The organism is Streptomyces sp. NPDC056361, from assembly GCF_042262805.1.
GTDB lineage: Bacteria > Actinomycetota > Actinomycetes > Streptomycetales > Streptomycetaceae > Streptomyces.
This window is the reverse complement of sequence record NZ_JBHJQI010000101.1, coordinates 1-13106: the sequence shown is the minus strand read 5'-3', so window position 1 is coordinate 13106 and position 13106 is coordinate 1. Positions and strand designations below refer to the sequence as shown.

13 protein-coding genes are annotated in these 13106 nt (G+C 71.1%); 12 read left to right on the top strand and 1 reads right to left on the bottom strand.

From position 1 onward, the window contains the following. Positions 1–26: 26 nt before the first annotated feature. Entirely contained in the window at positions 27–1325 is a 1299-nt protein-coding gene (locus ACFCY7_RS27695) for a helix-turn-helix domain-containing protein (protein WP_376488778.1), read from the bottom strand. Between the two features lie 558 nt (positions 1326–1883). Here ACFCY7_RS27695 and ACFCY7_RS27690 point away from each other — a divergent pair. From ACFCY7_RS27690 to ACFCY7_RS27635, 12 genes are all read left to right on the top strand, one after another. Beyond that, positions 1884–3032 (top strand): ATP-grasp domain-containing protein, encoded by a 1149-nt coding sequence (locus ACFCY7_RS27690; RefSeq protein ID WP_376488777.1) that lies wholly within the window; start codon positions 1884–1886, stop codon positions 3030–3032. Positions 3033–3095: 63 nt separating this feature from the next. Then, a complete protein-coding gene (locus ACFCY7_RS27685; protein ID WP_376488776.1) occupies positions 3096–4343 on the top strand; it encodes an ATP-grasp domain-containing protein in 1248 nt (415 codons plus the stop codon). Between the two features lie 80 nt (positions 4344–4423). After that, entirely contained in the window at positions 4424–5104 is a 681-nt protein-coding gene (locus tag ACFCY7_RS27680) for a 7-cyano-7-deazaguanine synthase (protein ID WP_376488775.1), read from the top strand. Continuing rightward, a complete protein-coding gene (locus ACFCY7_RS27675; protein WP_376488774.1) occupies positions 5101–5463 on the top strand; it encodes a 6-pyruvoyl tetrahydropterin synthase family protein in 363 nt (120 codons plus the stop codon). Before ACFCY7_RS27680 ends, ACFCY7_RS27675 begins: the two co-directional genes overlap by 4 nt. A gap of 146 nt (positions 5464–5609) precedes the next feature. Next, positions 5610–6239, top strand: a complete 630-nt coding sequence (locus tag ACFCY7_RS27670) for a 7-carboxy-7-deazaguanine synthase QueE (RefSeq protein ID WP_376488791.1) — start codon at positions 5610–5612, stop codon at positions 6237–6239. 1 nt (position 6240) lies between these two features. After that, positions 6241–6840 (top strand): GTP cyclohydrolase I, encoded by a 600-nt coding sequence (gene folE, locus ACFCY7_RS27665; RefSeq protein ID WP_376488773.1) that lies wholly within the window; start codon positions 6241–6243, stop codon positions 6838–6840. Positions 6841–6903: 63 nt separating this feature from the next. Next, entirely contained in the window at positions 6904–7377 is a 474-nt protein-coding gene (locus ACFCY7_RS27660; RefSeq protein WP_376488772.1) for a cobalamin B12-binding domain-containing protein, read from the top strand. Beyond that, entirely contained in the window at positions 7374–8681 is a 1308-nt protein-coding gene (locus ACFCY7_RS27655; protein WP_376488771.1) for a methylaspartate mutase, read from the top strand. Before ACFCY7_RS27660 ends, ACFCY7_RS27655 begins: the two co-directional genes overlap by 4 nt. A gap of 57 nt (positions 8682–8738) precedes the next feature. Then, the gene (locus ACFCY7_RS27650; RefSeq protein WP_376488770.1) at positions 8739–9746 is read left to right on the top strand and encodes an isopenicillin N synthase family dioxygenase; all 1008 of its coding nucleotides are present in this window, start codon (positions 8739–8741) and stop codon (positions 9744–9746) included. Between the two features lie 50 nt (positions 9747–9796). Beyond that, positions 9797–11047 (top strand): ATP-grasp domain-containing protein, encoded by a 1251-nt coding sequence (locus tag ACFCY7_RS27645; RefSeq protein ID WP_376488769.1) that lies wholly within the window; start codon positions 9797–9799, stop codon positions 11045–11047. Beyond that, positions 11034–12284, top strand: a complete 1251-nt coding sequence (locus tag ACFCY7_RS27640; protein WP_376488768.1) for an MFS transporter — start codon at positions 11034–11036, stop codon at positions 12282–12284. The genes ACFCY7_RS27645 and ACFCY7_RS27640 overlap by 14 nt, the downstream gene beginning before the upstream one ends. A gap of 14 nt (positions 12285–12298) precedes the next feature. Beyond that, positions 12299–13075 (top strand): ArpA protein, encoded by a 777-nt coding sequence (locus tag ACFCY7_RS27635; protein ID WP_376488767.1) that lies wholly within the window; start codon positions 12299–12301, stop codon positions 13073–13075. The last annotated feature ends 31 nt before the right edge of the window (positions 13076–13106 follow it).

The window sequence follows — 13106 nt, the reverse complement described above, 5'->3', positions numbered from 1 at the left end:
TTCAGCAGGAGCTCTCGGGGGCACCGTCACGGACCGGCGGAGGCCGGGCCTTCCTGTGTACCGCCCAGGAACGTGGCGATCTCCTTCCAGGTCTCGGCAGCGAGATCCAGGTATCCGACCCGTTCGGCTTCGGCGGCGACCTCCCGCATGACGGCCAGCCCCGCGTCGGAATCCGTGGACTCGGCCGTCGCCCTCGCGCGCAGCAGCTTCGTCCGAAGGGCGTCCTGAAATGACAGCCTGCCGCTCTCTTCCGCAGCCAGTGCCATCGTGACCGCTTCAGCCGGCCGCCCGTCCAGCAGGTGGACCCGCGCCGTGACTGATTGCAGTTCGGCCTGGTGGGATGCGCTTCCCACATACGCGAGCGCGTCGGTCGCCTGCGCCAGCCACTTCCGCGACTCCTCCGTCATGAGGCCGAAGCAGCGCAGATGGAGCGAGACGGCGGCGAGCCGCAGCCGGGCCCAGATCAGGATGTCGACCTTGGGGTCGGCCTGTTCGAGCGCCGAGGTCAGCAGGGCCATGCCCTCGTCCGACAGCCCCTGGCGCACGCGCACGGTGGAGCAGGTCCAGAGCACCTCGGTCCGCAGCTGGTCCGGGAGCTGTTCCGTCAGTTCCAGCAGCCGGGGAATCCTGGTGCCGGCCAGCGCGAGCAGTCCGCACTCGGTCTCGACCGAGGCCAGCAGAACCATGGCCCTGGCGAGCAGAACCGGCTGCTTCACGGGCGCTTCCGAGAGCAGACCCACCGCTTCGCCGGCGACCGTGCGCGCCTCGTCCAGATGCGCCGCGGCCCGTTCGGCGGCCGCGAGTTCGAGCAGGAGCCGGACGTGCGGAAAGCGGACAGCGGACTCACGGGTGAGATCCCGCAGGGCGTGGAGGGTGAGCACGCGCCCCGCCTTGTCGCCGAGACCCGCCTGAGCCTGCGCCCGGCACCACAGGGCCTGCCAGAGCCACTCGTCCTCCCCCTGACCGGGCCACTCGGGCGCCTGGGGATCCAGCAGCGCCACCACGGTGCTGAAGTCCTGGTCGCTCAAAGCGGTTGCCGCCTCGGCGAGGACCGACTTCCGCTCCCCCTCCTCCGGTTCGGCGTTCAGCAGGTCGTCCTCGCTGACGCCCAGGCGTTCGGCCAGGTGGCGGACCATGTCGGGGGACGGCAGCCGCAGCCCGCACTCCAGCCGTGAGACATAGCTGGACGACAGCGGGCCGTGCGCCAACGCGGCCTGGCTCAGCCCGCGTTCCAACCGAATCCGCTTCAGTCGTCGGCCGAAGTCCGGCTGAATCACCTTCATCTTCACTCTTCCCGAACAGGACGAAGCCATGTCACAGACCACCGCCGGCCGAGAGTCGCTCGCCCCGAACCCCGGCACATCCCCCGGGGGACTCCAGCACTGCGCGCGAAAGGGCGGCTCCGCTGACATCGAGTGGCCGTAGCCCCGGGGCTCGGGCGCTGACTCGTCGCCAGCACCGCATCACACTGCTACCGCGTAAGGGCAACAGATCTTAAATCTCGACAAAAATTACCACGTCACACGTGCTCTCCTCACTCCGTCTCTTGATCGTGACCGGTCAACCCGGGGTGCTTGCGTTCGCGCCGGGGCCAAGCCCACCGCGTAGCCGCCGGCGGTTCCACTGCATGACGATGACAAGACGAGTCAGAAACCTGACTGATTAGTGACTGAGTATTGACTGACTCATTCAGGGGTGGGTAGCTTGATCGTCGAGTCACCCGCCGTGACCAAGGCCGGGCCAGCCCGGCACTCAGGCGGAGTCGACTCCACGACCAGTGAAAAGCCAGGGGGAACAAGGTGATCAGGGCGTCGACTGTCTCCAACGTGTTGTTCGTCGGGGGCAAGCGCACAGAGGCGATGGAAGCAGCGCACAGTGCGGGCATGACGATCGGCTACTTGGGCCCCAAGGAGGCTCTGTCCGAGCGCCACCGGGAGCTGGCCGAGACCGTGCTCCTGCTGCCCGACGTCTCACCGGACCGGGTGGTGCAGGCGGCAGTGGCTCTGCACGGCGTCCAGCCGTTCGACATCGCGGTCACCATGAACGACACCTACCTGCAGGCGGTGGCCCGGATCAATCACGAACTGGGGCTCACCGCGAACCCGTTGGAGACCGTCACGGCGGTCAACGACAAGGCGTTCATGCGCGAGATGCTGCGCGGCGGCGAGGTCGGACAGGTCGCCTCCGCCGAGGTGCGCAGCGCGCAGGACCTCCTCGGGCTGGCCGGCACCCTGGGCCTCCCGCTGATCCTCAAGCCCACCCATGGCACCGGGAGCCGGCAGATTCACGCCGTGCACGACGAGGCACGGCTGCGGGAACTGGCCGGGGAACTGGACTTCTCCACCCCTGGGCAGGAGACCTCGGCGCCGTGGCTGGCGGAGGAGTTCCTCATCGGCCGGGAATTCAGCGTGGAGACCTTCAGCGCGGCCGGCGAGCACCACCTGCTGGCCGTGACCGAGAAGTTCAAGACGGCGAACTTCGTGGAGATCGGCCACCTGGTGCCGGCCCGGATCACCGCCGAGCAGCGGGACCTGATCGCCGCCGAGGTGCGGCGGCTGCTGACCGCGCTCGGCGTGCAGGAGGGCCCGGCCCACACCGAGATCGTCCTGACCGATCGCGGCCCCCGCGTCATCGAGACGCACACCCGGCCCGGCGGCGACGCGATCGTCGAACTCGTCCGGCTCGCCGGCGGCTTCGACATCCAGGGGCTGACCTTCACCTGGCTGGCGGGCAAGCCCCTGGACCTGATCCCGCGGCCCCTGGCGGCCGCGGCCGCGATCTGGTTCCTCACCCTTCCGGAGGGCGAGGTGACCGCCGTCGGCGGCCTGGACGAGGCGCGCGCCGCCGAAGGGGTGGAGTCCGCCTTCCTCACCGCAGCCGTCGGTGACCTCGTCCCGCCGCTGACCAGCTCCTGGGACCGCCAGGGCGACGCACTCGCGATCGGCCCCGACGCGGACACGGCGCTGCACCTGGCCCAGCAGGCGGTCGGCCTGTTCGAGGTCGAGGTCGCGCCGTCCACCGCAACGGCCTGACACCCACCGGGCTCGCTGCCCAGTGCCCTCACCCGTACTCCCGCACACCGAACGGTGACCCACATGACCAACCTCCATCCGGCCGACGGGCCCAAGCCCCTCCTGCTGCTCATCGGCAGCGGTGGCCAGATCTGGCGCGAGTACATGCTGCGCGCCATGGCGACCCGCTACCGGCTGCACCTGCTGTCCCCGGCGGCCCCCACCTGGGAGTCGCCCTACATCACGGCGCACTCGGCGGTGAACACCCTGGACCCCGAGGCGATGGTCGGGATCGCCAAGGAGAGCCCGGAGGACTACGCCGGGGCGCTGACGTACGAGGAGACCCGCGTCGAGTCGGCTGCCGCGGTGGCCACCGCGCTCGGGCTGCGGACCAGCCCGGTCGAGGCGGTGCACGCCTGCCGGGACAAATTCGCCGGCCGGCAGGCGCTGAAGTCCGCCGGCGTGCCGCAGGCCGAGTCGGTCGCGGTCGGCGACTTCGAGGAGGCCCGGCAGGCCGCCGAGCGGCTCGGCTACCCCGTGGTGGTCAAGCCGCGGGCGCTGTCCGCCAGCAACGGCGTGTCCCTGGTGGCCGCGCCGCAGGACCTGGCCGAGGCGTACCGCGAGGCCACCGCCATCTGGTTCGACGAGGTCCCCACCTACGACCGCCCGGTGTTGGTCGAGGAGTACCTCGACGGGCCGGAGATCAGCGTGGACGCGGTCTGCCGGGACGGCCTGGTCACGGTGCTCTTCGTGGCCCGGAAGCGCATCGGCTTCGCGCCGGGGTTCGAGGAGGTCGGCCACCTGGTCCGAGCGGACGACCCGCTGCTCACCGACCCGGTACTGCTGCGGGTCCTCCAGGACGCCCACACCGCCGTCGGCCTCACCGACACGGTCACCCACACCGAACTGCGGCTCACCGCGTCGGGCCCCCGGGTGGTCGAGATCAACGCCCGGGTCGGCGGCGACCGGATCCCCTACCTGGGCGGGCTCGCCACCGGTGTCGAGGTCGGGCTGGTCGCCGCCGACCTGGCGGCGGGCGTGGTCCCCGGGACCACGGCCTCCCGCCGGCAGGTGGCGGCCGTCCGCTTCCTGTACCCCGAGCACGACCTGACGGTGGAGTCCGTGGAGGTCGACCGGGACCGGCTGCCCGCCGAGATCCACGACGTACAGGTCCTGGCCGGGCCGGGCCGGCAGCTCAGGCTGCCGCCGACCGACCACGTCCGCTGCCGGTACGCCCTGGTGGTGGCCGTCGCCGCCACCGAGCAGGAGTGCGAAGCGGCCCTGGACCGTGCCGAGGCGGCGGTCGTCGTCCGCGGCACCCCGCTCGCCTGAGCCGAAGCCCGGCACCGCCACGGCCCGACCACCGCCGCGGTCACCGAACGAGTCAGCACCGACACCACAGGGGGAACACTGTGCCGAAGATCGTCGCCATCGTCTCGGGAGGCATGGACTCCGTCACGATGGCGCACCAGTTCAAGGAGCAGGGGCACGACCTGCACCTGCTCTCCGTCGACTACGGGCAGCGCCACCGCAAGGAGCACCTCTTCGCGGCCGCCGCGGCCGAGCGCCTCGGAGCCGTCCACCAGGTAGCGGACCTGAGCGCGATGGGCGCCCTGTTGCGCGGCTCCTCGCTCACCGACCCGACGGTCGAGGTTCCGGAGCAGACCTGGTCCGGGTACGGCGAGAGCCCGAACATCGTCCCCAACCGCAACGCGCTGCTGCTGTCGGTGGCGTTCGCGGTGGCGGTGGCCGAGAAGGCCCAGGCCGTCGCCATCGGGATCATGGCGGACGACACCGTCTCCGTCCCCGACAGCACTCCGGAGTTCCTGGAGTCCTTCATCGCCATGGAGCGGATCGCCACCGCCGGGTACGCCCACCCCGACCTCGCTCTGCTCGCGCCGCTGTCCGGCCTGGGCAAGAAGGACGTCGTCACGCTGGGCGAGCAGCTCGGTGTCCCGTGGACCGAGACCTGGACCTGCCTGCGCGGGGAGGACGACCACTGCGCCCGCTGCGCCGCGTGCTGGGAGCGCCAGGAGGCGTTCACCGCGGCCGGCGTTCAAGACCCCACCGCATATCAGGAGTACACGTCATGACGCTGCGCATCTCCAAGCAGTTCGCCTTCTCCGCCAGCCATCAGCTCGCCGGGCTGCCCGAGAACCACCAGTGCGGCCGCCTGCACGGCCACAACTACCTCGTCGAGATCGAGCTCAGCGCCGGCCGGGACGAACTGACCGGCCCCGGCTTCGTCCGCGACTACGGCGAGCTGTCCGGCTTCAAGAGCTGGATCGACGAGTGGCTGGACCACCAGCACCTCAACGACGTGGTCAAGGAGAACCCGACCGCGGAGAACCTCGCGATGTGGATCTACGAGGAGTGGCTCCCCGAGCTCCCGGAGCTGACCGCCGTACGCGTCTCCGAGACCCCCAAGACCTGGGCCGAATACCGCCCCTGAGCCGAAGGACGGCCGGGGAGTGCCCCGACCCGTCTGATTGAGGAGGTGGTGCCCCGTGGAACCGGAACTCGTCGTCAACGAGATCTTCGGCCCCACTTGAGTCCTTCCAAGGAGAAGGACGATCACTCGGCCGCCGCTGCGCCTTCCTGAGGCTGGGCGGCTGCAATCTCTCGTGCAACTGGTGCGACACCCCTTACACGTGGGACTGGGAAGGATCCAGCGACACCGGCATCGCGTTCGATCCGAAGACGGAGCTGCACCGACTGCCCGTCTCCACCGTGCTGGAGCGCCTGCTCGCCTTCGAGGTCGGGCTGGTGGTGATCTCCGGCGGTGAACCGCTCAACCAGCAGAACCGCCTGGTCCCGCTCGTGGAGGCACTGACCGGACACGGCGTCGAGGTCGAGATCGAGACCAACGGGACCAGGGTCCCTGACCCGCGGCTGATCGCGGCCGGCGTCCGCTTCAACGTCTCGCCGAAACTCTCGCACGCCGGCGACCCCGCCGCGAAGCGCATCGTGCCCGCCGCGCTGGAGCGCCTGGCCGCCATGCCGTCCAGCACCTTCAAGTTCGTCTGCCGGGACAGCGCCGACCTCGACGAGGTCTCCGGGGTGGTGGCGGCGGCCGGTATCACCTCGGTCTGGGTGATGCCCGAGGGCCAGAACAGCGCGGACATCGACCGGCACATCAGACAGCTGGCCGACGAGGTCGTCGACCGTGGCTGGAACATCACGACCAGGCTGCACACGTTGGTCTGGGGACACAAGAGAGGGGTTTGAGATGAGTACCGACCTGGACGTGGCCGAGGGCCTCGGCTCCCTGACGGACGGGCGCGGCGAGGACCCTCTGGAGGACCTGGCGCGCCTGCTCCTGAAGGAGATCGGCGAGGACCCCTCGCGGGACGGTCTCAGGGACACCCCCGCCCGCTACGCCCGCTGGTGGCGGGAGTTCACCGAGTACGACCCCGGCACGATCGACACGGTCTTCGAGACCGCCTCCAGCGGCCAGCTGGTGATGGTCTCCGGCATCGAGGTCTGGTCGCTCTGTGAACATCATCTGCTCCCGTTCAACTGCTCGCTGACCATCGCCTACCGCGCCGCCGACCGGCTGCTGGGCCTGTCGAAGTTCGCCCGGATCGCCCACCACCAGGCGCACCGGCTGCAGGTGCAGGAGCGCCTGGTGGCCGACATCGCCGCCGACGTGGCGCGGATCACGGGCACCGAGGACGTGGCGGTCATCGGCACCGGTGAGCACCTGTGCATGACCATGCGGGGCATCAAGACCAGCGCCCGGATGACCTCCAGCTCGCTGCACGGAGCGTTCGCCGAGGAGGGCCTGCTCAGGTCCGAGCTCCTCACCCACCTGCAGACCGCCCGCTGACACTGCGCCATGACCGGCGCATCCGCCACCCGGTACCGATCCGCCGAGCCCGAAGGAGTCCCCGTGATCAGCTCGCCCGCGCGCCGCAGGCGCTGCGTGCTGTCCAGCGTCTCCTCCGACTCGCACACCTGGAACCTGGTCTTCCTCCAGCTGCTGCTGGAGGAGCACGGCTACCAGGTGGAGAACCTGGGCGCCTGCGTCCCCGACGACCTCCTGCTGGAGGTCTGCCTGGCCAGGATCCCGGACGCGGTGGTGATCAGCACGGTCAACGGCCACGGCGGGCTGGACGGCATCCGGCTGGCGCGCAGGCTGCGCGCGGAGCCGACGCTCGCCGGAGTCCCGATGATGATCGGCGGGAAGCTCGGTCTGCAGGGGACCGCCGACGCGGCCTCGCAGGCCGAGCTGATCGCCGCGGGATTCGACGCGGTGTTCGAGGCCGGCTCCGGGCCCGACGTGTCCGCGTTCCTCGCCTACCTCGGCTCGGCGTCGGCGCCGCGGCCTGCCCTCGCCGAGCCGGCTCCGGGAGGGAACGCATGAGCGGCACCCTGCTGCGGCCCGGCGGGAACGACTTCTGCGACTTCGTCCACGAGCGCTCCCGGGCAGGTGAACTGGTGGTCCAGCCCCGGATGGGGTTCTCCGCTCCGGAGCGGATGCGGGCCGGTCTGGAAGCCGTGCGCGCGACCCGGGCCACCACCGTCGGAACCGTCACCGTCGACAGCTACACCAGGGTGGGAGACCACGGCTCGGCCCGAGAGGCGCTGCGCGCCGGGACCCCCCTCAACGGCTACCCGCTGGTCGAGCACGGCCCCGAGGTCAACCGCCGGCTGCTGGCCGGCCTGGCCGGACCGGACTTCCCGGTCCAACTCCGGCACGGCTCGGCCCTGCCGCAGCAACTGTTCGAGGCCATGCTGGCCTCGGGCCTGTCCGCGACCGAGGGCGGGCCGGTGTCGTACTGCCTTCCCTACAGCCGGACCCCCCTGGCCGAGGCCACCCGGGCCTGGGCGGACAGCTGCGAGCTGCTGGCCCACCGCGCTCCGGCCGGGCGGCCGATCCACCTGGAGAGCTTCGGCGGCTGCATGCTGGGCCAGCTCTGCCCCCCTGGGCTGCTCGTGGCACTCAGCGTGCTGGAGTGCCTGTTCTTCGTCCAGCACGGGATCGGCAGCGTCTCGCTCAGCTACGCGCAGCAGACCAACCCGACCCAGGACCTCGCCGCGTTACGGGCCATGAGGCGGCTGGCCGCCGAGTACCTCGGCACGGTGCGCCGGCACGTCGTCCTCTACACGTACATGGGGGTCTTCCCGCGGACCGAGGCGGGAGCGCTCCGGCTGCTGGCGGACAGCGTCCGGCTGGCCCGGGCCTCCGGAGTCGAGCGACTGGTGACCAAGACCGCGGTCGAGGCGCTGCGGATCCCCACCGTCGAGGAGAACGTCGAGGCGCTGGAGCTGGCCGGCGAGGTGGCCGGTCAGCCGGACTCCGCCGGGCTGTCGGCGAGTGCCGAAGAGGAGGCGGCCGTCCACCTCGAGGCGCGCACGCTGATCGAGGCGACGCTCGCCCTCCACCACGACGTCGGCGAGGCACTGGTACGAGCCGTCCGGCTGGGCCTGCTGGACATCCCGTACTGCCTGCATCCGGACAACGCCAACCAGGCCCGGAGCCTGATCGACGGAACCGGGCGGCTGCAGTGGCAGCACACCGGCCGGATGCCGATCGCGGCCTCCTCGGTGCGGACCGCCACCGGGTCGCCCGCCTTCGAGCTGCTCAACAGACTCGGCTACGTCGAACGACGCTACGACGGCGTGCTGACGGGCCCGACCCGGCACGCGCTGAACGCGGCCGGCTGAGGCGCTCCCACGCCGGCCCCCTTCCTTCCCGTCCCGAATCCCGTTGGAGGACCTCCCTTGTCCGAGCTGTTCCCTGTCATCGACCTGCGCGACGCCGAGCGCGGCCCGCGGGCTCGTGCCGAGTTCCTCGACCGGCTGCGCTCCGCGGTCCACGACATCGGCTTCTTCCAGCTGGTGGGTCACGGCGTCACCGGCGGCGACGATCTGCTCGAGCAGGCCCGCAGGTTCTTCGCGCTGCCCGAGCCGGAGCGGGCCGCTCTGAGCATCCTCAACTCCCCGCATTTCCGCGGCTACTCGGAGATCGGCCGGGAGCTGACCCAGGGCATCCCGGACCAGCGGCGCCAGTTGGACATCGGTCCGGAGCACGCTTCCACCGCGCCGGGCCCCGACGAGCCCTCCTACCGGTGGCTGGCCGGCCCCAACCAGTGGCCGGCCGCCATGCCCGGTCTCGCCGACGCGGTCCACCGCTGGACCGGCGAGCTGACCGGTGTCGCGCACCGGCTGCTCGGACTGATCCTGGAGTCGCTGGAGGTTCCGGCGGACTTCCTGGACGACGTGGTGGCACCGGACCCGCACGTCCACTTCAAGCTGCTGCACTACCCCGGCCCGGAGCACGGCGCGGCCGATGGCGAGGACCAGGGCGTGGGCGTCCACAAGGACTACGGCATCCTCACCCTGCTCCTGCAGGACGACAAGGGCGGGCTTCAGGTCGCGGTCGAGGACGGCGTGTTCGCCGACGTGCCGGTGGTGCCGGGTGCGTTCGTGGTGAACCTGGGCGAGCTGCTGGAGGTCGCCACGCGCGGCTACCTGCGCGCCACCACCCACCGGGTGGTGCGGCCGGCCCCGGGGGTGGACCGCTACTCCGCCCCGTTCTTCTACAACCCGCGCCTGGACGGCTCGATGCAGCCGCTCCCCGGCCCGTACGTCGAGTCGGCCGCAGGCGTCGTGCCCGACCCCGCGAACCCGCTCTTCGCCGGCTACGGGGAGAACGTCATGAAGGGGATGATCCGGGCCTTCCCGCAGGTCATCGAGCGCCACCACCCCGAACTGCTGCCCACCGCCTGACGGCGGCCGACCGACCCCGGCACCCACTCCGTCCGAGAAGGAACGATCCCTTGAGCAGCCGAAAGCCCGCCGTACTCCTCATCGACCCGGTCAAGACCGGCGAAGGCTACAAGAAGGCAGCCCGTGACTTCGGGCTCCACGTGGTCTCCCTCTACACGGTGGAACCCACCGAGCTGAACTCCCGGTGGCCCGACCACACCCGCGACGACGACGCGTCGCTGTACGCCTCCAAGGCTCCCGACGTGCTCGCCGCCCTCGCGGACATCGACTTCGAGGTGAAGGCGGTGGTGCCGGCGATGGAGTCCGCCGTCCACCTGACCGACGTGCTGGCCCACGAACTCGGGCTGGCCGGCAACGACGTCGAGCTGGCCTGGGCCCGGCGCAACAAGGCGGCCATGCGGGCGCACGCCGAGCAGGCCGGGGTGCGGATCCCGGCGTTCCGGCTGGTGCACGACCTGGCCGAGGTGCCGGCCGCGGCCGAGGAGATCGGCTTCCCGGTCATCGTCAAGCCCACCATGGGCGCCGGCGCGCACGGCGTCACCCTGGTCCGCGACGCCCAGGAGGCCAAGGACCTGCGGATCACCGAGGAGAACGACCTGTTCGGCTGGCCGGTCGAGGAGTGGCTGGTCGAGCAGTACGTCCGCGGCCGCGAATTCGCCGTCAACTGCTTCAGCAGCGACGGCGACCACCGGGTGATGGACATGTGGGAGTACCGGCAGCCGAACGACCGGGACTACGACTTCCCGCTGTGGAACAACGTCCAGGCCACCCGCGACGACCCCGACTGGGCCCGGGTCGAGGCGTACGTCCACCACGTCCTCACCGCGTTCGGCGTGCACCGCGGCCCCAGCCACACCGAGGTCAAGTGCACGCCCGACGGGGTGTACCTGATGGAGATCGGCGCCCGGCTTCCGGGCGGCCCGGCCACCGACCAGTGGGCCGACCACACCGCGATCCGGCCCTTCCACGACGCGCTCACCTGCTACCTCGGCCGGCGTCCGGCGATCATGGAGCAGGACCTGGACGTCCGGGCGATGTTCGGCGCGATCGCCATCCGCAACGACGAGGCGCCCGGCACCCTGGTCGCCGTACACGGGCTGGCGGAGCTGGAGGGCCACCCGAGCGTCGACAAGGTCCTGGTCTCCTACCAGCCGGGCGACCACGTACCGGTCACCCGGGACACCAAGACCATCCCGGTCGGGGCCTGGGTCTCCGGCCCCGACCAGGACGCGGTGGTCCGGGCGCTGGCCGAGATCCGGACGCTGGTCTCGCTGGAGATCGCGTTCGATGGCACCGACTGAGACTCCGCCGGCCAAGCCGGGGCGGCGCGCGCGGCTGCGGCTGCTGTCCGCCGGCTACCGGGAACTGCTGGCGGTCCCCGGGGTCGGCCGGATGCTCGTCGCCAGCCTGGTGTCGAAGCTGCCGCTCGCCATGGTCACGCTGAGCCTGCTGCTGTACCTCGGGCCGCGCTACTCCTACGCGACGGGCGGCCTGGCGATGAGCTGCATGGCGGTCGGCCAGGGGCTGTCCGCCCCCGTCCGCGGCCGGCTGATGGACCGGTACCCGTTCCGTCCGATCCTGGTCGGCTGCCTGGTGCTCTACCTGGTCGCGCTCGGCACACTGACCGTGGTGGCCTCGGCCCGCGGGCCGGCCCCGCTGGTGCTGGTCCTGGCGGCGGTCAGCGGCGTCACGTCACCACCGGTGGGCATCATCATGCGCACGCTGTGGCGGGTGCTGGTCGACGAACGGCAGTTGGTCACCGCGATGGCTCTGGACGCCGCGACCAGCGACGTCGTGCACATCACCAGCCCGGCCCTGGCCGCCTGGCTCTGCCTGAGCCTGTCGGGCGAGGTGGCGTTCTCGTTCTACGGGGCGTTGACGGTGGTCGCGGTGCTGCTGGTGCTCAGCCTCCCGAACGCCCCGCTGCCCACCCGCCGCCGCGGCGGCGGGCACTGGGCGGGCCCGCTGCGTTCGGCCGCGCTGCGCCGGCTGCTCGTCACCCACGCCGCGTTCAGCGGGATGATCACCGCCATCGACGTGGTGATATCCCTGCTCAACGTCGAGCAGGGCACCACCGGGTACATCGGCATCCAGATCGGCGCGCTCTCGGTCGGCAGCATCGTCGGCAGCCTCGCCCTGGGAGCCGTCCCCGGCCTGCTGGCCCGGGGACCCAAGCTCTCGGTCCTGATCGGAGTCTTCGCCGCGGGCGTCGTCCTGCTCGCGGCCGCCTCGCAGCTTTCCCCCCTGGCCATGACGCTGGCCTGTCCGGTCACCGGCCTGGCCTACGGCTCGACCTTCGGCGCGCTGTTCACCGCGGGCGGCGACCTCGCCCCCGAGGGGAACGCCGCCGAGACCCAGGCCTGGATGGGCAGCCTCACCCAGGCCGGCGCGGCCCTCGGCGCCTGGGCCGCGGCCGAGGCCGGCGGCCTGACGGCGCTCTACGTCATCCCCGTGATCGCGGTCCTGTCCGCGGTCCTCACCTGGAACATCCGGGGTCCTCGGTCCGACCGGGACCTGCCCGAACCCACCACCACCTGAAGGAGAGCACTCGCATGAATGTTCAGCAGATCGACGAGGTCCTGGCCAAGTTCCTGGCCGAGCGCTACACCCCTGAGGCCGTGGCCCAGCTCGCCGACCGCTTCCACCGCTTCGGCTTCGTCAAGTTCGACGCCGCCAACCGGCTCGTGCCGGACGAACTGCAGACCGCGATCCGCGAGGAGACCGACCTGCTGATCGAGCAGCACAAGGAGCGCCGCAACCTGCTGCTCAGCACCACCGGCAACACGCCCCGCCGGATGAGCGTGGTCAAGAGCGAGGAGATCGAGAAGAGCGAGATCATCAGCACGCTGTCCCGCTCCGACGTGCTGCTCGGCTTCCTGGCCGGCATCACCCGGGAGGAGATCTTCCCGGAGGTCTCCGATGACGAGCGCTACCTGATCACCCACCAGGAGTACAAGTCCGACACCCACGGCTGGCACTGGGGCGACTACAGCTTCGCGCTGATCTGGGCGCTGCGGATGCCCCCCATCGAGCACGGCGGGATGCTCCAGGCGGTGCCGCACACCCACTGGGACAAGACCGACCCGCGCATCAACCAGACGCTCTGCGAGCGCGAGATCAACACCCACGGGCTGGAGTCCGGTGACCTGTACCTGCTGCGCACCGACACCACCCTGCACCGCACCGTGCCGCTGAGCGAGGACTCGACCCGCACCATCCTGAACATGACCTGGGCCGCCAAGCGCGACCTGGAGAAGGACCTGGTGGGCAACGACCGCTGGTGGGACAACCCGGAGGCCGAGGCGGCCCGCGCGGTCGACAACGCCTGAACCCCTTTCCCCGGCCGTGCCCCCGGCGCCC